14 protein-coding genes are annotated in these 19,245 nt (G+C 59.1%); 4 read left to right on the forward strand and 10 right to left on the reverse strand.

Translation table 11 applies throughout. The features are described 5' to 3' along the window. Positions 1–96: 96 nt before the first annotated feature. On the forward strand, positions 97–360 hold the full coding sequence (locus ABIE13_RS18655) for a VF530 family protein (RefSeq protein ID WP_354446183.1): 264 nt from the start codon (positions 97–99) through the stop codon (positions 358–360). Positions 361–453: 93 nt separating this feature from the next. On the opposite strand, the gene hglS is transcribed toward ABIE13_RS18655, so the two are convergent. Further along, the gene (gene hglS / locus ABIE13_RS18660) at positions 454–1,833 is read right to left on the reverse strand and encodes a 2-oxoadipate dioxygenase/decarboxylase HglS (protein ID WP_354446185.1); all 1,380 of its coding nucleotides are present in this window, start codon (positions 1,831–1,833) and stop codon (positions 454–456) included. Between the two features lie 148 nt (positions 1,834–1,981). Here hglS and copM point away from each other — a divergent pair, with 148 nt between their 5' ends. Continuing rightward, the gene (copM, locus tag ABIE13_RS18665; protein WP_354446186.1) at positions 1,982–2,722 is read left to right on the forward strand and encodes a CopM family metallochaperone; all 741 of its coding nucleotides are present in this window, start codon (positions 1,982–1,984) and stop codon (positions 2,720–2,722) included. 16 nt (positions 2,723–2,738) lie between these two features. Here copM and ABIE13_RS18670 read toward each other — a convergent pair whose 3' ends face one another. The 8 genes from ABIE13_RS18670 to ABIE13_RS18705 all read right to left on the reverse strand — a co-directional run bounded on the left by ABIE13_RS18670 (position 2,739) and on the right by ABIE13_RS18705 (position 15,434). After that, positions 2,739–4,145, reverse strand: coding sequence for a cation:proton antiporter (locus ABIE13_RS18670; RefSeq protein ID WP_354446188.1), 1,407 nt, complete (start codon positions 4,143–4,145; stop codon positions 2,739–2,741). Positions 4,146–4,245: 100 nt separating this feature from the next. Then, positions 4,246–4,971 (reverse strand): response regulator transcription factor, encoded by a 726-nt coding sequence (locus ABIE13_RS18675; RefSeq protein ID WP_354446190.1) that lies wholly within the window; start codon positions 4,969–4,971, stop codon positions 4,246–4,248. A gap of 4 nt (positions 4,972–4,975) precedes the next feature. Next, entirely contained in the window at positions 4,976–7,696 is a 2,721-nt protein-coding gene (locus ABIE13_RS18680; RefSeq protein ID WP_354446192.1) for a sensor histidine kinase KdpD, read from the reverse strand. 455 nt (positions 7,697–8,151) lie between these two features. Beyond that, the gene (gene kdpC / locus ABIE13_RS18685; RefSeq protein ID WP_354446194.1) at positions 8,152–8,841 is read right to left on the reverse strand and encodes a potassium-transporting ATPase subunit KdpC; all 690 of its coding nucleotides are present in this window, start codon (positions 8,839–8,841) and stop codon (positions 8,152–8,154) included. 10 nt (positions 8,842–8,851) lie between these two features. Then, on the reverse strand, positions 8,852–10,876 hold the full coding sequence (gene kdpB / locus ABIE13_RS18690) for a potassium-transporting ATPase subunit KdpB (protein WP_354446196.1): 2,025 nt from the start codon (positions 10,874–10,876) through the stop codon (positions 8,852–8,854). 13 nt (positions 10,877–10,889) lie between these two features. Further along, complete coding sequence (gene kdpA, locus ABIE13_RS18695) at positions 10,890–12,620, reverse strand: potassium-transporting ATPase subunit KdpA (protein ID WP_354446197.1); 1,731 nt, start codon at positions 12,618–12,620, stop codon at positions 10,890–10,892. 48 nt (positions 12,621–12,668) lie between these two features. Beyond that, the gene (locus ABIE13_RS18700) at positions 12,669–13,409 is read right to left on the reverse strand and encodes a TorF family putative porin (protein WP_354446199.1); all 741 of its coding nucleotides are present in this window, start codon (positions 13,407–13,409) and stop codon (positions 12,669–12,671) included. Positions 13,410–13,916: 507 nt separating this feature from the next. After that, entirely contained in the window at positions 13,917–15,434 is a 1,518-nt protein-coding gene (locus ABIE13_RS18705; protein ID WP_354446201.1) for a cryptochrome/photolyase family protein, read from the reverse strand. Positions 15,435–15,482: 48 nt separating this feature from the next. On the opposite strand from ABIE13_RS18705, the gene ABIE13_RS18710 reads away from it, so the two are divergent. Continuing rightward, positions 15,483–16,559, forward strand: a complete 1,077-nt coding sequence (locus ABIE13_RS18710) for a metallophosphoesterase (RefSeq protein ID WP_354446203.1) — start codon at positions 15,483–15,485, stop codon at positions 16,557–16,559. Between the two features lie 54 nt (positions 16,560–16,613). Here ABIE13_RS18710 and ABIE13_RS18715 read toward each other — a convergent pair whose 3' ends face one another. Beyond that, positions 16,614–17,384, reverse strand: coding sequence for a helix-turn-helix transcriptional regulator (locus ABIE13_RS18715; protein WP_354446205.1), 771 nt, complete (start codon positions 17,382–17,384; stop codon positions 16,614–16,616). 326 nt (positions 17,385–17,710) lie between these two features. Here ABIE13_RS18715 and ABIE13_RS18720 point away from each other — a divergent pair, with 326 nt between their 5' ends. Beyond that, positions 17,711–19,186, forward strand: a complete 1,476-nt coding sequence (locus tag ABIE13_RS18720) for an amidase family protein (protein WP_354446207.1) — start codon at positions 17,711–17,713, stop codon at positions 19,184–19,186. Positions 19,187–19,245: the final 59 nt, after the last annotated feature.

The raw sequence follows: 19,245 nt of genomic DNA on the forward strand, positions 1-19,245 counted from the left end.
TCTACCGCTTGCGTGAAGGAGAATTCACCCGGGACAGGACCAGGAAGTTACCGGGCTGGAGCAAATTCTTGTTGAGCGCCCGTGCACAATGATGGGATGCACGAAGCTTCGCCACCCACTTCCCAACCCAAGAATCCGCTGCACGGCATGACGCTGGAGACGATTGTTCGCGCGCTGGAGGCTCGGTACGGGTGGGCAGGTTTGGCCGAGCGGATACCGGTGCGTTGTTTCTCGCATGAGCCCAGTGTGAACTCCAGTTTGAAGTTTTTGCGCAAGACACCTTGGGCACGAGAGAAGGTGGAAGGGCTCTACCTCTTCATGCTCAGAGAAGAAAAGCGGACCAATAAGCCTGGCGCTTAGGACCGGAGCGCTGCGCCAGCCTGGGGATTGCCGTGGGTTACGCGGCGCCAGCGCAGCTTACAGGCCTCAAGGCGGCCTCCAATTAGCAGAAACTCAAGCGCCGTCGGTTTGAGGGACTGCATGGCAGGCCTTCAACGCTTCGGCCAGTGATCGCTCCTGCGCGGCTTCGTAAAGCGAGAACTCGCTGCGCACAGCTGTACCGAGTGCCCGTTCAAATTCCGCACGATTGCCACCGCCTTCATAGCCCGCCCGCACTTCAGCGCCAAGATTGGAGCGAAAGATGCCGGCCGCGCTCACGGGCAGGAAATCTTCGTACACCAGGGCTTCGATCTGTAGCCAACCCTCGTCGACCAAGGCTTGCGCAGACAAACCATCAGCAAGCTTGCGTCCTTGTTCGAGGTGAGCGCGACCCGGTAAAAACCGAACAAATGCAAGACCTTCACTGAACAGCGCGTGAAGTGAGTTGGGCCATTGTTCAAAGGCCTTTCGCATGGCTTCTGCCCTGTCGGTGCCCTGGGCCGTGTCTGCAAGCGCTGACTGCAATAAGCCGTCATAGCGCATGCGGCCTTCAGGAGTCAACGCACAGCCGCGCTGCTCAATTTCGCCGAAGCGAGCCGTGTGGGTGCCGTGGGCCGCATCGCCAACAAAGCGTATGGGTTCATCCAACGCCAGGAAGCTGGTCTGACGCAGAAGTACCGGGCAATCGTTACGGGGCGGCCCTTCGATGTCGGTCTTGGCCTTGATGCCGCGTGCCTTCATCTCAGCCTGCGCATCATCAATATCCAAAACGCGTGGCGTGAGGTGGTTGATGTGCGGCCCTTTGAAGCAAACAACATCGGCTATGAGCGGGTGAATGCTGCGCAGCCGGCGGTAGGTTTGGACATCAACAGTCGCCTCGCTGTGCCAGCGGAAGGTCTCCAGAACCTCTTGCACAAACTCAGTCGACTGGGCCAGGTTCAACCCGCCTTCCGCATCGGCCACATCAAGCAGTTCACGGCAGCGGCCTGTGAAGATGTCGCGCCGGGCGAGAATCTTCTCCGCCTCGCCTCGCAGTTCGGCATTGTCGATGAGTTCGAGCCGAAGCAGCGAAGTGAAGACCCGGAACGGGTTGCGCCGCAGCGAGGCTTCTTCAATCGGGCGAAAGGCGGTCGCATGCACGGGTACGCCCGCAACAGACAGGTCGTAATAGCCCACCGGGACCATGCCCATCACGGCAAAAACCCTGCGCAGCGTCTCCAACTCCGCGGCCGTACCGAGGCGCACGGCCCCGTGCCGCTCCACGTTCAGGCGGTGGAGCTGGTCCGATTCTTCCATGGCGTGCATGAGCGTCGAGTCGCTTTGAAGCACGCGGCGATTGGTGTCAGCCACCAGATCCAGCAAATCGCCGTACAGCGGCACCTCGGTTTTATACATATCAGAGAGCGCACTAGAGAAGTTCGAGCGGATCTCGTCAGGGTGGACATGATTGGGCATGGATTGAAGCGGCAAAATCGGGTCAGTCTAAATTCTCGACGAATTCTCGCCTCCCAGGCTTAGAAGCACCCATCCTCAATAAGAACTTGACCTTCCCACTGTGGGAAGGAATAGAGTCAGCAGGAACCCCAATTCAAGGAGAGATTTTATGAAGGACCACAAACGCAGCTCGCTGCTAGTCGCTGCAGTGGTGGTAGCTGCAGCGGGCTTGGTTGCGTGTCAGAAACATGAACCATCGTCCACGGCCCCCAGCACCAACGCCCACAGTGGAAGCGGCGCACACGGTGGGCACGGCGCTGACAGTGGCCAAGGCAGCCATGAAGGACACACCATGCCCGCCAGCGCGCCAGGCAACGACAGTCCCTCCACCGCAGAGTACCGCGCCATCAACAATCAAATGCACGCCGGGATGGGTGCTGAGTTCACAGGACACGCCGATGTCGACTTCATGCGCGGCATGATTCCGCACCATCAGGCGGCCATCGACATGGCGAAGGTCGCGCTCCAGCACGGTAAGGACCAGCAGGTTCGAACCCTGGCTAAGGACGTGATTTCAGCACAGGAAAGCGAGGTCGCGATGATGAAGACCTGGCTCGACGAAAACGGCAAGAAAGCCACGGCCGGCAGCCCGAACGAGGCCTCGACCGCGGCCTATCGCTCAAGCAACGACCGCATGCACAAAGACATGGCGATAGCCTTCACCGGCGACGCCGACATTGACTTCATGCGCGGCATGATTCCGCACCATCAGGGCGCGATTGATATGGCCAAGGTGGCGCTGCAATATGGCCAGGATGCTCAGGTGCGCAAGCTGGCTGATGAAGTGATCCGTGCCCAGGCCCGTGAAATTGACATGATGAAGAAGTGGCTGGCTGAGCGAGGCAAGTGATCGGCCAGCCCAGGCTTCAGCTAGGACGGTTCAGCGGCATGTCCTGGCCTTGCCCACGCTGAAACAAGGTCAGCAGCGGGCCCGTCATGAAGGTGGTGACCAAGGCCATGATGACCAGCATCGTAAAAATCTGCGGCGACAAGATGCCCAGGTCGTAACCGATGTTCAACGCGATCAGTTCCATGAGACCTCTGGTATTCATGAGCGCGCCCAATTGCAAGGAATCGCGCCACCCCATGCCGGTCCAGCGCGCCGCAATCGCCGTTGCGCCCAGCTTGCCTATCGTAGCCAGCACGATGATCGCGGCGCAGATCAGCCAGTCGCCCATGCTGGAGATCAGGCCGATCTCTGTCCGCAAACCCGTGAAGGCAAAAAACAAAGGCAGCAGCATCACACTGCTGAACTTTTCTACCCGAACACGCACGCGGTCTCGGAAGTCGTTTCGATCGGGCATCACCACGCCGGCCAGAAAAGCGCCAAACAAGGCATGTATCCCAATCAGCTCCGTCGACAGGCTGGCAGCCACCATGACGAACACCACGATAGCCAGGGCACTTGAGGATGGCTCCTGACCGGAAGTGTCCATCCAGCGCGGCAGGATGCGTTTGACGACCGTCAACATCACTACGACAAACAGCAGTGCGAGCACCAGTGCCACCGCGGCTCCGGCCAAGTCTGACGAGCGAGATATGGCCACGACGAAGGCCATGATGCTCCATGCGGTGACATCGTCTACCGCCGCACAGGCAATCGCCGTAGCCCCCAAGGGAGTATGGGTCATGCCCCGTTCCTGAAGAATGCGCGCAAGCACGGGAAATGCCGTGATGCTCAATGAGATGCCGAGGAACAGTGCGAAGGCGCGAAAGCTCGCTTGCGGTCCGGCGAGCTTTTCGAACAAAACGGTCGCCAGCGCCGTGCCCAGCAGGAAAGGCACCGCGATGCTGGCGTGGCTGACAGCCACCGCCGAGCGAACCTTGTGGCGCAGATGGTCTGACCGGAGCTCCATGCCCACAGTGAACATGAACAGGCAGATGCCAATCTGGCTAAAAAGTCGCAGTGCCCCCAGAGAATCGGTGGGAAAAACAAACGCAAAGGCTTGTGGCCACACCCATCCGAGCAAGGAAGGCCCCAACAACAGGCCCGCCGTCATTTCGCCGACCACTGCAGGCAAGCCAAATCGAACGAAGACAGCACCTGCCAGACGCGCTGCTGCAATGATGACCAGCAACTGGACAAACAACCGGCTCAAGGGGTGTGCCATGTTGTCGTGAATGGTGCCAAAAAGACCTTTGGCGTCCGCCGCCGGTGCGCTAGCGGCCGCAGGCGCAAGAGCTGCCCCGTACTGGATGATCAACCCGATCAGCAATATGGACAGCAATACGACGACTGCATAGACTAAAAACTGTCGAAACCAAGATGACATGGGAAGCATTCCTTTACGGGCGTGAGTCTACGCGGAGCTTCCTTGGCAGCCCAGATTCAGGACGCCCTTTTTTGCCTGGAGGCGTAACCCTGGTGCCGATTCAGGATGCGCCGAGGCGATCCTTGCCGACAAATCGCAGCCCTACGCCCGGCTCCGTCACGATGTACCGCGGTGCAGACGCATCGTCGCCAAGCTTGTGCCGCAGTTTCCCAACCAGAATCCGCAGGTAATGGGCGTCTTCTTGATGGGTTGGTCCCCACACCTCCCTCAATAGTTGTGACTGGGGAACCAGCCTGCCTGACTGTTCAACCAGCAAGGCCAGCAGTGCGAACTCCTTACGGGTGAGGATGACCGACTGCCCGAGAACCTGCACTTCGCGTTGCGCGAGGTCGATATGCAGAGTTCCATCGTCAAAAACCGGCCCGGTCTCGCTGCGCAAATTACTCACTCGAAGAAAGGCACGAATGCGTGCCATGAGCTCTTCAATTCCGAACGGCTTCGTGACGTAGTCATTGGCACCGGCATCCAGCAGCGCCACCTTTTCCTCCTCACCCGAACGAACGGTCAACACAATGACAGGCACCCGCGACCACCGCCTCAGTTCCTTGAGAACATCCTGGCCGTCCCGATCAGGAAGCCCCAGATCCAGCACCACAACGTCAGCGCCCCTTCCTGCAAGCAGGCTCAAGCCCTCTTGGCCGGTTGCGGCCAACAAGGTGAGATAGCCTTGCGATCGCAAGCTGATATCGATCAGTTTTCGAATGTGGGGCTCGTCGTCAATGATGAGGACGCGCGGCGCGGGTGCGGAATCGACTATTTGGCTCACCTGTTCAAACCTCCTTGTCCGGCAGCTCACCTCGTGGCAAAGTCAGCCGGATGGATGTGCCTCGCCCTTGCGGCCCAGGCAATGCCTCCACCGTTCCCATATGGGCGCCCACGATGCCCTGGACAATCGTCAGGCCAAGGCCTGTTCCCTGCTTGCCGCGGTCACCGCGCTCCACACTGTAGAACATGTCGAATATCCGGCGACGTTCATGCGCAGGAATGCCTGGCCCGCTGTCCGAAATATCTATGCGGACAGTATGGCCTTCAGCGAGCCTGGCTTGCACCATGACGGGCTCTCCCGGTGGAGAAAATTTTGCGGCGTTTTCCATCACGTTGAAGATGGCTTGCTCGATCAATGCCGGATGGACATGGATCAAGCCGATCTGGGGGTCGATGGCACTTTCCACCTTCACCGAAGGCTCGTATCGCTGAAGGCGCCGTGAGGCGGAACCAATGAGTTCATCCACACCGATCCAATCGCGGGCCAAGGTCAGGCCCTGCTGGCCCAGCCGGGTCATGTCCAGCAGATTCTGAATGTAGCGATCCAGTCGCTCGCCCTCCACTCGAATGGTGTCCAACAGACTTCGGCGGTCCTCTGGCACCATGTCCTTGCCATAACGGGCCAGGCTATCAGCAGCGCCTATCATGGAAGACAAAGGCGAGCGCAGATCGTGCGATACCGATGACAGCAGCGCTGAACGCAAGCGCTCTGTCTCGCCCGCCACCCGCGCGACTTCCAGCTCTGAGACCAGGCGAGCACGCAACGCGGCCTGCCCGATGTCTTCTGTCATGCTCTCTGCAAGGCGACGCTGCTCGAACGAAAGCCGCCCCATCGCGGAGGGAAACCGCAGTCCCACGACGCCAAGCGTGTCTTGATCGGCGCGAATAGGTAGAAACCACCAACTGGAGTTGGCCAATGTGTCCGTGTAACGGCCACTGGGTTGCCCATGTTGTTCCGACCATTCAGCAGCTACGAGCTCTTTCTCCGAGAACTCACTTTCAACTGAAACCGGGCCGGATTCACCGTTGATGCGCAGCCATGCCTGGGCATTCAAGCTGGACTGGAGCACTGATGAGCTCGCAGAAATCACCTGGCCAAGATCGGCCGCCTTGGACAATTGCCGTGCCAGATTCTGTATGACCGTGGCATGCGTGTTCGCTGCACGCAAAGAGATCACCTGCATTCTCAACCTCGATGCAAGACGTCCTGCAATCAACGCTGCCGCCATGAACAGCAGCACAGTGGCCACACCCCGTTGCGCACTGATGAGAAAGGTAAAGCGTGGCTCGATGAACAGGAAGTCATACGCCAGAAAGCACAGCACCGAAGTGATGACCGCCGCCGCCATGCGCGTTCGCGACGCCACCAACAGAACGGCCACCAGGAACACTGTGGATAGATCTTCCAACCCCACAAACCGCTCGGCTATGGCCGCCGCCACGACGGCACCCAAAGTGGCAAACAAGATCAGCGCTGCTTCGCCCTTGGCCAATCGCTCGCCTGCCAGGTCCTGGAATCGCCGTGCACGCTGTCTCACCTGAGGGGTACTGACAATGGTCAGCTCATACCGCGCACCTCTTTGCAAAAGCTGCTGGGTCAGCGTACGGTTGAAAATTCGAGCAATCGGGCGCTCGCGCGTGCGTCCGATGACTATGGCACGAGCCCCTCGCGCAGCGGCGGCGTCCAGTAGCGCCTGCGTGATGTCCGTGTTGTGTATCAACTCGGTCTGGCCGCCCAGGCTGCGCGCGAGCGCAAAGGCCTTGTCGAGTTCAATTTGGCGCTGCTGCTCCACATGCGCCATCGAGTGGCGTTGAGATACCGCATGCTCGAGATCTTCAGCATGAAGCGCCGCGTCCGCAGAATGCCCCGTATCCACCGACACGACAGACCAAGGCGCGCCACGGCGCTCCGCAATCCGTGCGCCCGCCCGGACCAGGTACTCCGACTGGCCTTTCCCATCAATGGCAATGAGCACATGGCGCTGAATCCCGATGTCGGCCAAGCCGCGAGCCGTGCGCTTCTCGCGCAGATCGGCATCGACATGCTCTGCGACAGTCTGCATGGCCAATTCGCGTAGCGCCGTCAGATTGGAGGGAGAGAAGAATGCCTGCAGGGCCTGGGTCGCCTGCTCGGGAAGATACACCTTGCCCTGGTTCAGGCGCTCAATCAATTCTTGCGCCGGCAGGTCAACCAGCCGAATGTCCCGCAGACGCTCGAACACGGCATCGGGCACCGTCTCGTTCACCCGAATGCCAGTGATCTGGTGCACTACATCGTTCAAGCTTTCCAGATGCTGGATATTGACTGTGGTGTAGACATCGATGCCCGCATCGAGAAGCTCCTCCACATCTTGCCAGCGGCGCTCATGCCGACTGCCCGGCGCGTTGCGATGGGCCAATTCATCCACAAGTGCGATGGCAGGTTTACGCGCCAGAAGGCCGTCAAGGTCCATCTCATCGAGCATGCGACCCTGGTACTCCACCTTCTTGCGTGCCAGGTGCGGCAGGCCATCGGCCATGGCCTGGGTTTCGCTACGCCCATGCGTTTCCACGATCCCTATCAAAACATCCACACCCTGACGATGCAACTCGCGCGCACGCGCCAACATGGCGTATGTCTTTCCCACCCCGGGTGCCGCACCAAGAAAGACGGTCAACCTCCCCGCCGCCTGGCGCCGCAGCTCACCGATGAGCGCGTCAGCTTGTTCTGTGTTTTCAGAGCCCATAGGTTTTTTGTGACGGATATGCCAGTCAGCGACTCACGGCCGATCTGATGCGCAAACCCAACTTGCTTTCATTAATGTAAATCTATTCCGGTGACGCAAGCCTGTCGTGAGATTGGCATGTCCCGAGCTTGGGCGGCCCCGAGGTTCCATAGTCTTAGTCCACCAACTAGCAGCCTCTGAACAATCAGAACCCGTTCGGGCTGCGCCTGTCGAAGCCTTGCGCAAGCCTTCGACAAGCTCAGGCCGAACGGGTGGAGTTGACTCAGAACGACTCAATTCCACTCAACATATCCAACATCCCTGAACACGATCAACGCAGAATCGTGAGATTGGCATGCCTTGAGCTAGGGCGGTTTTGAGATTCCTTAGTCTTGGTCCACCAATTAGCAGCCTCTGAACAATCAAAACCCGTTCGGGCTGAGCCTGTCGAAGCCTTGCGCGAGCCTTCGACAAGCTCAGGGAGTTGCCGTGCCAGTTGGCCCATTGGCAGACGACTTTCCAGAACCCGACTGTCGTGCATCCAAGGCCAGATTCAGCTTTAACACGTTGACCCGCTCCTGCCCCAGAAAACCTAGCTGCTTGCTCTCGGTGTACTCAGCCACCATCCCTTGAACGAGTTTCGGCGCCAAGCCCCGTGCACGGGCCACCCGAGCGATCTGAACGGCTGCACCGACCGGACTGATGTGAGGGTCTATCCCGCCGCCGGACTGCGTGATCAGATCGCCAGGCACAGCAGAGAGCTCAATACCTTCACGCTGCGCCACCGCCAGGCGAGCCTCTTCCAGCCGCTTGCGCAGATCGGGGTTGGTGCGTGCCTGGTTGCTGCCTGCCAATGCCATGGTGTTGTAGCCGGCTGCAGAGGGCCGCGACTGAAAGTATTGGTCACTGCCAAAAGGCTGGGCCACCAGTTCGGAGCCCATCACCTTGCCGTCACGCGTGATGATGCTGCCGTTCGCCGTGGTAGGAAAGAGGGCTTGTCCAATACCTACTCCAGCGAGTGAGTAGAGAAAGCCGAAGCCGGCCAGGGAGAGCACTGTCAGGCCGATGGCACCGCGCCACACCCCTCGGTCGGTCACCGGAGAGACGTCACCACTGGTTTTGCGGGCTTGGGGAGGCAGTGAAGAGAGAGAAGAGTTCACGCTCATGGAAATCACCTCAAATGTGGAAAAGAGCCGACAAAATCATGTCGATGAGTTTGATTGCAATGAACGGAAGCACCACCCCGCCCACGCCGTAAATCAGCATGTTGTTGCGCAGCAATTGGGTTGCACTGGCCGGCTTGAAGCGAACGCCGCGCAGCGCCAGCGGAATCAAGGCCGGGATGATGAAGGCATTGAAGATCAATGCAGACAGCACAGCGCTGGACGGGCTCGACAGGTTCATGACATTGAGCGCCGCCATGGAAGGAATCGCAGAAGCGAACAGAGCAGGCAAGATGGCAAAGTACTTGGACACGTCATTGGCCAGCGAGAAAGTCGTCAGCGCACCGCGCGTGATGAGTTGCTGCTTGCCGATCTCCACCACCGCAAGAAGCTTGGCTGGATCTGAGTCCAGGTCCACCATATTGCCGGCTTCCTTGGCAGCTTGCGTGCCGGAGTTCATCGCCAGCCCCACGTCAGCCTGCGCAAGCGCCGGTGCGTCGTTGGTGCCATCTCCGACCATGGCCACGAGGCGCCCTCCGGCCTGCTCGGCACGAATGCGGGCGAGTTTGTCTTCAGGTGTGGCCTCGGCAATATAGTCATCTACGCCGGCGTCCGCGGCAATGCTGGCGGCAGTCAACTTGTTGTCGCCAGTGATCATGACCGTCTTCACGCCCATCTCGCGCAAGCGGGCAAAGCGCTCCTTGATGCCTCGCTTGATCACGTCGGACAGTTCAATGACACCGAGCACGTGGTGGCCATCGCTGACGACAAGAGGCGTAGCCCCCTTGCGAGCGACATCGTGCACGCGCACTTCCAGCTCGGCCAGAACGTGGCCGTTCAGCGCCTGCACGTGCTTGACGATCGCATCCATGGCGCCTTTGCGGATCACCCGGTTGCCAGGCAAGTCAACTCCAGACATGCGAGTCTGCGCGGTAAACGGCAGAAAGTGAGCATGCTCCGGATCGACCAGTTTCTCGCCCTTCTCACGGGCCAGTTTGACAATTGACTTACCTTCGGGCGTTGGATCAGCCAATGAAGCGAGCAACGCGGCTTGGCGAAGCTGGGTCGCGTCAACGCCAGCGAGTGCATAGAAAGCCGTGGCCTGGCGATCGCCGTAGGTGATCGTTCCGGTCTTATCCAGCAGCAACACATCGACGTCGCCCGCCACCTCCACCGCCTTGCCGGACTTGGCCAGTACATTGGCTTTGAGCGCCCGGTTCATCCCCGCAATGCCAATAGCCGGCAGCAAGCCACCAATGGTGGTAGGAATGAGGCATACCAACAGGGCCACCAGCAACACGATGTTGATTTCAACGTTCACAAACCCAGAGATGAAGGGCAGCGTGACGACCACGATCAGGAAGGTCAGCGTCATGACGGCAAGCACAATGCCCAGAGCGATCTCGTTGGGCGTTTTCTGCCGGTTCGAGCCCTCGACGAGGGAGATCATGCGATCCAGAAAACTGGCTCCCGGCTCGGCAGTCACGCGCACCACAATCCGATCAGACAGGACTTTAGTGCCGCCGATGACACCGGATCGGTCAGTCCCCGCTTCGCGCAGCACTGGCGCGGACTCTCCCGTCACCGCTGCTTCGTTGATGGTCGCCATTCCTTCAACGATTTCACCATCCGCAGGAACAAGCTGACCTTCTTCTACAACCACCAGGTCTCCGGGCCGCAACTCAGCCCCCGGCACAGTGGATTCTTTGCCCGATTTATCAAGCCGGCGTGCAACCAGGTCCTTGCGAGCGCGGCGCAGCGAGGCTGCCTGGCCACGACCGCGCGCCTCTGCGACGGCTTCGGCGAAGTTGGCGAACAACACGGTTGCCAGCAGGATAAGCGTCACGGACCAGCCAAAGCCCGAGGTCGTCCAACCGGCGATGGTGGCCACAGCTGTCAGGACGGTACCTAGCCAGACCACGGCCATCACCGGGTTCTTGATGGCGTGTTGAGGAGCCAGCTTCTTGAACGAATCGATGAACGCGGGCTTGAAGCTGTTTCCGTCCGTTATCGAGGATTTTTCATTCGTAGTAGTCATTTTTCGTTTCCCTTCACCGAGCCAGCAGCTCAGTCAGCAGCAAGTGGTCTGCGACGGGGCCAAGCACCAGCACAGGCATGAACTGCAAAAGCGTGAGGACGACGGCGATGCCAATCAGCGTGATCGCAAACGTTGGCGTCTCCACCTGCAACGTCCCGGAGCTTTCAGGGGATCGGCGTTTGGATGCCAGCATGGCGGAGATGGCCAGCGGAATCACCAGCGAGGGGAAGCGACCCAGTGCCAACACAATCGCGCAGCTGACGTTCCACCACACGGTTGCGTCACCCAAACCCTCAAAGCCCGATCCGTTATTGGCAAAGGCTGAGACATACTCGTAGAAGACTTGGCTGATGCCGTGGAACCCTGGGTTCGAGTTGCCTGTAAGGCTGGGCACAGCCAAGGTGACGGCGGTAAATCCCAGGATCACCAGCGGCTGCAACAGCACCAGGACAGCTAGCAGCTTGACTTCCGGGCCTTCGATCTTTCGCCCGAACAGTTCCGGGGTACGCCCAGTCATCAGGCCTGCCAGGAAGACAGAGAGCATCAGATAAACCAGGAACTGCATCAGGCCGCATCCGACTCCTCCCCAGATGGCATTGATCAGCATGTTGATCATGGACATCATTCCGGTCAGGGGCGCAGCGGAGTCCAGCATCGAGTTCACGGAGCCGTTGTTGATCTGTGTCGTGGTGGATGCCCATAGCGCGGACGCCTCTGCGCCCAGTCGGACCTCTTTTCCTTCCATCAACGCTAGATCCAGCGTGGTAGCTGAATTGCTCTCCGACCACAGGCTGATGCCCGCCGTCAGCACCGACATCACGAGCATGGTGCCGAACACCATGGTGCCGAACTTGCGCCGACCCGTGAACGGAGCCACCATGAACACAATGGATACAGGAATGATGGCAATCGCAAAGAGTTCCAGGAAGTTGCTAAGGGGCGTGGGGTTTTCCAGCGGCACCGAGCTATTGGGGCCGTACCATCCGCCACCATTGCTCCCCAGCTGTTTGATAGCCACCATGGGCGCCACTGGGCCGAGCGGGATTTTTTGCTCTTTGAACTCAGTCGTGGCTTCGACGGGCGTCGCTACGGGCCCTGCCGAGAGGGTGGCTGGTACGCCCTGCCAAGTCAGCAGCGCAGACCACACGAGACACAGCGGAAGCACGAAGCGCAGCGCTGCACGGATGACGTCAGCCCAGTAGTTGCCTACGTCGATGGCAGCCTTGGCATCTGCTGTATTGGAGCGGCTCTGTTCCTGCGCCATGGCTTGGCGGCCGCCGAACAATCCGCGCAATGTGGCCGCGACCATCGCCAGGCCCATGATAGGCGTGACGACCTGCAGGCCCACGATGCCCGTCATCTGAGATAGGTAAGACAGCTGAGCCTGGCCCGAGTAGTGCTGCTGGTTGGTGTTCGTGAGAAAAGACACCATGGTGTGCAGCGCCAAGTCCCAACTCATATTGGGCACCCCGTCCGGATTGAGCGGAAGCCAAGCCTGCGTCATGAATATCACCCACACCGCGAGCGCGAGCAGCAGGTTGGACAACAGGAACGCACCGGCATATCCACGCCAGCTCATACCAACCTGGGGCCGAGTGCCCAGCAACGCGTAGAGAGGGCGTTCGGCCCAGGCAAACATCACATCGCTGCGCATGGGGGCGCCACGCATGACCGCCGCAAGGTAGCGGCCCAATGGCCAGCCCAACAGGATGAGCAGTGCTAGTAGTAAAAGTGGTTCAACCATGATTTGAAAATCTGTGAATTCCGTTAAGAAGTGCGGTCAAGGACAGGCCTAGAAGGAAGCCTGCAGCGCAAACTCAACGCGCGAGCCGGCCATGCCAGGAAACAGCCGCTTGGCAGCCGAGTCGGTGCTGTGCAGCGTCAACCGCGCTTCAAATGGCGCCTTGAACACCCAGATGACCCCTACGGATCCATGCGTGTAGCTGTCCGCGTAGGCACTGTCCAGGACGTAGTGCGCCAAGGTTCCCTCCATACGCCAACGATCGTTGATGGGGTAGCGCGCTCCGGCGAGCACGTAGGTGCCGGTAGCGCGGCTCGCCATGGCGTTCGTGGAATGACCTACCGATACCCAATAGTTGCCCCGCCAAGTCACTGCGGCGTTGACCTCGTTCCAGTTAAGGTTCGCGCTAGAGCCCGGGTACTGATAGCGAAGCAGGTACACGTCAAGCGCCCAGTCCTCAGCGACGTTCCCGTTCCAGCCCAGTGCGATATCGAACTCAGTCGTCGCACCGTTGTCGGGCTTGAACTTGACGTTGGAACCCCACACCGATGCGTACAGGCCAGACCCATGGGCATACTTGACGGCTCCCTGGACGGCAGGCTTCTCGCGCGTTTGGGAAGAGCCTCGCCAAACGTAGTCAGAGGTCAGTGCCAGGCTGCCAGTGAGCTGTGCGGCAGCGGCCGTGGGCCACGCGAAGAGCACAAAACCACTGCATAACGCAGCGGTACTCGCGAGAGATTTGAAGAGCTTGAGACGCATATCCTTAACGGAATCGAACGGCGAAGTTGCCATGCGCCAGTATTCGCCTGAACGTTGCGTGTCGTCATAACTTCTGCGTAAATTTCACGCGCCCTGCTCCACAGAGGGTGCGGCCAGGAGGCGATACATAGGGAGCGAAGCTCTCGAAAGCTGAGCGAGAATTTATGCGGAATTTACGACGCGCCGAGCAGCTTCAGCGTATGGTCAGCGGAGCACTCAAGACCTACAAGACGCAGCGAAATGCCTCAGTTTCTCCAGGACCTAGTATTCGTTCTATCCGTCATTGCGGGGTTCATCGCTCTTTTTCGGGTTTCCGACCGTGTAGCTATGCGGCATGAAGCCAGATCGAAACCCCGGGATTCTGGGTCTCATAACCTTGACTGATCTACTTCATATCCTCCTGGCAGCGCTTGCCTTCATAGCTCCGTTGCTTTTCGCCTGGTTGCTCATCGACCGCTCGGCCCGGAGCAAGCAACGCTCGGACGCATCCAAAGACATTCAAGAACCATGACCCGCGTGTCGAGACCTGGTCCATCGCACTCAATTTCGTGCAGGCTTGGCGTCCTCACTCAGAAAGTGAAATCGCATGAGCGTGCGCTGACGTGCTTTGGCGTGGTCAACAATGGGCTCGGGGTAGGTTTGACCCAAATGAACGCCACATGCCTGCAGTTCCGCCGGCTTCATGCCAGCCGGAAAGTGAATGTGCTTGTCGGGCACCTTGGCCAACTCAGGCACGTACTTGCGGATAAACCGTCCATCGGGGTCAAACCGCTGGGACTGGGTCACCGGGTTGAAAATGCGAAACCAGGGCTGCGCATCACACCCCGTTGAAGCGGCCCACTGCCAGCCGCCGTTGTTGGCTGACAGGTCGTAGTCGTTCAGGTGCTCTGCAAAATGGCGTTCACCTCTGCGCCAATCGATGCCCAGGTCCTTGGTAAGAAAGCTGGCCACCACCATGCGCAGGCGGTTGTGCATGTAGCCCGTCTGGTGCAGTTGCCGCATGGCAGCGTCCACCAATGGATATCCGGTCTGAGCATCGCACCAGGCCTGCCACAGCTCAGGCGCTTCGTCCCAGGCGACACGGTCGTAGGCTGGGCGGAATGACTGTGTCACCACATGCGGGTGGTGGTGCAAGATCATGAAGTAGAAGTCGCGCCATGCCAGCTCGGAAAGCCACGTGGAAGCGCCTGGGTCACCCTGCAATGCACGCTCCTGGGCCAGCGCCGCCAGTTGGCGAATGGAGACCGTGCCAAATCGCAAATGCACCGAGAGATAGGACACCCCTTTGCGCCCGGGAAAGTCACGGTCTTCGTCATAGGAGTGCATACGGGGCAAGAAGTCTTGCAGCAGTTGCTGCGCGCCCTTCATGCCCAAGGGAATGCGCAGCTGCTTCAAGTTAGTGGTCTTGAACCCTAGGTCTTCCAGGGAAGGGATGCTCTCTCCCGGGGGCAAGGCGGCCAGATGGTGGGCGTACCGCTCCACTGGGTAGGGCTTCAACTGAAAATCGTCCAGCTTTTGCAGCCACGCTCGCTTGTAGGGCGTGAACACACTATAGGGGTGGCCTTGCTGGGTGAGCACCTCGTCCCGGTCTTGCAGCACTTGGTCTTTGTAGTCGCTAAACGCAATGCCCAAGGCACGCAAGCCCTGCTTGACGCGCTGATCACGTTCTACCGCCTGCGGCTCGTAGTCTCGGTTGGTCAAGACCTCTTGCACGCCCAGACTTTGCGCCAATTCGACAATACAGCGCGCCGCCGAGCCCACCCTTACGATGACTCCCCCGCCGGGCGCCCCTACGCCGGGCGTCCCTGAGCCGGGCGCCCCTGAGCCCGGCGCCCCGCCATTCAACGCCATGGCCTGGAATGCTTCGTGGAGTTCCGTCACACTGGCGTGAATGAACTCCACGCGCCGGTCCTCTCGGCGGGGCAAAACGTCCAGAATGTCGGTATCAAAAACAAAGGCGCAGTAAACCCGCTCAAATCGGCGCAGCGCGTGATAAAGAGCGGCTTGATCATGGCAACGCAAATCGCGTCGCAGCCATACCAGGGCAGAAGATGTCATGCATGTATTCTCTGTCGGAACTGCATTCACGCGAGCTTAAAAACACTCATGAGCCTTATCCAGCCCCTTCCCCCTGGTCCACTGGACATCGTGGGCGATATTCACGGTGAATTAGACGCGCTTCTTCAGTTGCTGGACCATCTGGGCTATGACCAGCAAGGCCACCACCCTGATGGCCGGAAGGTCGTCTTCGTGGGAGATTTCTGCGACCGCGGCCCTGACAGCCCGGCCGTGTTGGAATTGGGAAGGCAGTGGGTTCAATCTGGTCGTGCCTTGGCGGTGCTTGGTAACCACGAAATTAATCTTCTGCGTGAAGACGTCAAGGACGGATCCGGGTGGTTCTTCGATGCGCGCATGGCGCGCGACCATGACAAATACGCCCCCTTCAATCGGCCTACCCTGCAGCAACGCAGTGAGATCGTCGAATTTCTGTCGGACCTGCCCATTGGCCTGGAACGGCCTGATCTGCGCATCGTTCATGCCGCCTGGCAAGAGGCACAGATCGCCGCAGTCCGCCAACTACCGCTGGGAAGCGTCAGGGACGAATTCGACAAGTGGGAACGAATGGGCCAGCAGCAGGCCAGAGAATCTGCACTTGCAGCGCGCATGGCCCAGGAAATCAGCCCCTGGCCGCACGGGCTGGAAAGCAGCCAGCACCAACCGCCTTTCCTGCACGCACATGCAGAATTTGAGGCCAACAAGCAAATGGTGAACCCGCTGAAAGTCTTGACATCCGGCGTGGAGCAGAAAGGAGAGATTCCCTTCTTTGCCGGTGGAAAATGGCGCTTCGTTGCCCGGGTGGCCTGGTGGGACAAATATGTAGACTCCACGCCGGTAGTGGTGGGGCATTACTGGCGGCGCCTGCGCGCCGTCGATCGCACCGCCATCGGCAAGGATGATGCTGACCTTTTCGAAAACACCCATCCGCTTTCCTGGCATGGCGCTCGCGGAAATGTGTTTTGCGTGGACTTCTCTGTGGGCGGGCGCTGGCAGGAGCGAAAGTCTGGCGCCGCTGTAGGACACGCCTTCAAACTGGCTGCCCTGCGCTGGCCCGAGCGAACCCTGCACTTTGATGACGGGCAGGTGGAGGTCACGCAGGGATTTGGAGAGGCGGGCCGCCTTTGAATGCCGCACCTGTTGAGGTCTAGAGGCGGCCGGCAGGTTTGAGAGACGACGCAGCTAGCAGATCTGGCTGAGGCGAACTACCGCTGCGGTCCGGCTTGCCACCTTCAGCTTGCGCATGAGGTGCCCTATGTGAAAGCGCACAGTGGCATAACTGATACCAAGTTGACGAGCAATTTCTTTATCGGCTGCGCCGTGCTGAAGGAGCCTCGCAACCTCGCATTGCCGAGAGGTCAGGCCTGGGATGAGACCGGGCAGCTCTGTAGAAGCCTGCAATCGGCCGTCCAGTGACTGGGGCCGCGCAGCACGACGCATTCGAACCAAGGACGCGAGAATGACTGGCTCTATCAGCTTGAGCCTGCTAATGTCATGGTCGTCGAAATCGCCTTTTCGATAGGACCGCCAGATCCTGAAATCCCCCAGGCATTCGCCCCCGTAGACAAAGAAAACGTTGATGCCCCAATGCATGCGCTGAGGTCTGAGGAAGTCTCCAAAAAACTCCGATCGCACCAACTCCCGGCGCGAGACTATCTGAGTGGCCACCGTAGGCTCCCGCCGTGCCATGAACTGCATAGTCAACGGATCGACGTGGCGATAGTAGCGCTGCCATTCATGCAGGCGCTCATGGTCCATATCGACAGAAACCGTCCGACGAAACCTCTGCTCGGTGGCGCACCACACCATGGATGCGTACGTGTCCGCGCCAAGTAAATCCAGCAGCGGCGCCCCAACAGATTCCCGGAGCCGGTCAGCGTCGATGGCCCCGGCAGCCATCTCCGAAAGTTGACCCCATGCGCAAGTCTGAGTGGTGTTCAAGTGGGCAGACATTGTCTCCTTCCTCGCCGTGTTCGACGGATGATCGAATGGTAGCGCTGAATGACGAACTCATGGATCCAGGAGTACCAAGGCCCGTTAAGCCTATGCTTGGTCTCGTGAGCTGGAAGCACAACCCTAGCGATCTTGCTAGCTAGCCAGCCTCATTCAGCAGCAGTATGTTCGAAATGCCCTGCGACGCTGTCCGAACCGGCAACGAATGCTCCAGATTGGTCACCGCGTTGGCTTGGCCTTCAGACGCTCGCATTCCTGAGGACCGAAAAGAAGCTTGGGCAGATTTCCAAATGAAGTGCAACCAGTGATTGATAGGTGAAAAAACCATGACTTCTCGCCACGTTCCATCTGTCGATGCAGGCGTTGAAAGCGCCAAGTCCTCCACAGCCGGCTATCACTCAATGAGCGCTACACAGGCTATTGCAGCCATGCGTGACGGCAAGATGTCATCGCAAGAGTATGTCAGCGCGCTCCTGGCTCGTGCACGTGCACTGCACCAGCTCAATGCCTTTATCTCTCTGGATGACAACAAGGTTCTGCAGGCTGCAATCAACGCCGACAAAGCCCGCAGCGCCGGCGCCTTGGGCGGCGCGCTTGCAGGCCTTCCGATTGCCATTAAAGACAGCGTCAATACCAGCGAATACTTCACATCCAATGGCACGCAAGCACTGAAGTCGTTCCAGCCGGCAGTGGACGCGCCGCTGGCGAGCAAGCTGTTCAACGAGGGGGCCATTTGCTTTGGAAAGACGAATATGACCGAACTGTCTTTCGGTTGGACAAGCCACAATGGAGCATTCGGGGCTGTTCACAACCCTCATGACCCCGCGAAAATTCCCGGTGGTAGCAGCGGCGGATCAGCAGCCGCAGTTGCGGCGGGAATGGTTCCCATCGCTGTGGCCGCGGACACCTTGGGCTCTCTCAGAATTCCTGCAGCTATGTGCGGTATCTATGGATTTCGCCCCACCCATGGCCGGTATCCGGGGGATGGAATCTTTTCCCTGACCGATGGAAAGTTCGATCAAGCGGGAGCGCTCACGCGATCAGTCGCTGATCTGGCCTTGTTTGATTCGGTCCAAACAGGGTCTGCACCCGCTACTGCGCTCACCTCATTGAGCGGCATTCGTCTGGGAATCGCGCCTTACTACCACTCGGACCTGGACCCCGAGATTCAAAACGCCACAGAAGAGGCTTATCGAAAATTGCAAGAGGCCGGCGCTGTGCTGGTGAAGGTCGACCTACCCAGCGACATGCAAAGCGCGTTTGACGTCGCCGCCACCATCATGATGTACGAAGCCTTGCCTTCCGTATCGAGTTTCCTGAGACAACAGCAGACCGGCGTTAGTTTTGAGCAGTTGCTGTCTCAGGTTGCGCCCGACATGCAGGACTTCTTGAAACACACAGCCCTACCTCCCAACAGGCCGCCGGAGGAAATATTTCTGGCCATGGTTGCGCAGCGTGTCAAGGTTAGAGAAGCCACTACGCGCTACTTCCAAGACCATGGCTTGGACGCCATGGTTTACCCGCCTATTTCAGCCTTACCTGCGCCCATTGGTGAAAATTCAGACGCAATTATCTGCGGTAAGAAAGTGTCGTTCTTTCAGGCCTACGGGCGAAACACCGCACTTGGACCCGTCGCCAACCTGGCAAGCCTGGTGGTGCCAATTACCCTATCAAAAGAGGGCTTGCCCATAGCCCTGGAATTCTCCGCGTTGCCTCATCAGGATCCGCAGCTTTTGGCGCTCGGCTTCGCTTTGGAAAGAACAATTGGCGCCATATCAGCACCCCTGCTGGCATCGAAATGACCGGCAGGCAAAAAGCTGCGGTCCTTCGCTGCCTGAAGATGATGCGCGCCGCAAGGAAG

This window comes from Ottowia thiooxydans, from assembly GCF_040548795.1.
GTDB classification, from domain to species: Bacteria; Pseudomonadota; Gammaproteobacteria; order Burkholderiales; family Burkholderiaceae_C; genus Ottowia; species Ottowia thiooxydans_A.

Bases quoted from the DNA above. Each gene is read 5' to 3' on its own strand.
- ABIE13_RS18680 (WP_354446192.1), bottom strand. From the start codon at position 7,696: ATGGGCTCTGAAAACACAGAACAAGCTGACGCGCTCATCGGTGAGCTG.
- kdpC (WP_354446194.1), bottom strand. From the start codon at position 8,841: ATGAGCGTGAACTCTTCTCTCTCTTCACTGCCTCCCCAAGCCCGCAAA.
- ABIE13_RS18720 (WP_354446207.1), top strand. From the start codon at position 17,711: ATGACTTCTCGCCACGTTCCATCTGTCGATGCAGGCGTTGAAAGCGCC.
- kdpA (WP_354446197.1), bottom strand. From the start codon at position 12,620: ATGGTTGAACCACTTTTACTACTAGCACTGCTCATCCTGTTGGGCTGG.
- ABIE13_RS18705 (WP_354446201.1), bottom strand. From the start codon at position 15,434: ATGACATCTTCTGCCCTGGTATGGCTGCGACGCGATTTGCGTTGCCAT.
- ABIE13_RS18710 (WP_354446203.1), top strand. From the start codon at position 15,483: ATGAGCCTTATCCAGCCCCTTCCCCCTGGTCCACTGGACATCGTGGGC.
- copM (WP_354446186.1), top strand. From the start codon at position 1,982: ATGAAGGACCACAAACGCAGCTCGCTGCTAGTCGCTGCAGTGGTGGTA.
- ABIE13_RS18715 (WP_354446205.1), bottom strand. From the start codon at position 17,384: ATGTCTGCCCACTTGAACACCACTCAGACTTGCGCATGGGGTCAACTT.
- ABIE13_RS18700 (WP_354446199.1), bottom strand. From the start codon at position 13,409: ATGGCAACTTCGCCGTTCGATTCCGTTAAGGATATGCGTCTCAAGCTC.
- kdpB (WP_354446196.1), bottom strand. From the start codon at position 10,876: ATGACTACTACGAATGAAAAATCCTCGATAACGGACGGAAACAGCTTC.
- ABIE13_RS18670 (WP_354446188.1), bottom strand. From the start codon at position 4,145: ATGTCATCTTGGTTTCGACAGTTTTTAGTCTATGCAGTCGTCGTATTG.
- hglS (WP_354446185.1), bottom strand. From the start codon at position 1,833: ATGCCCAATCATGTCCACCCTGACGAGATCCGCTCGAACTTCTCTAGT.
- ABIE13_RS18655 (WP_354446183.1), top strand. From the start codon at position 97: ATGCACGAAGCTTCGCCACCCACTTCCCAACCCAAGAATCCGCTGCAC.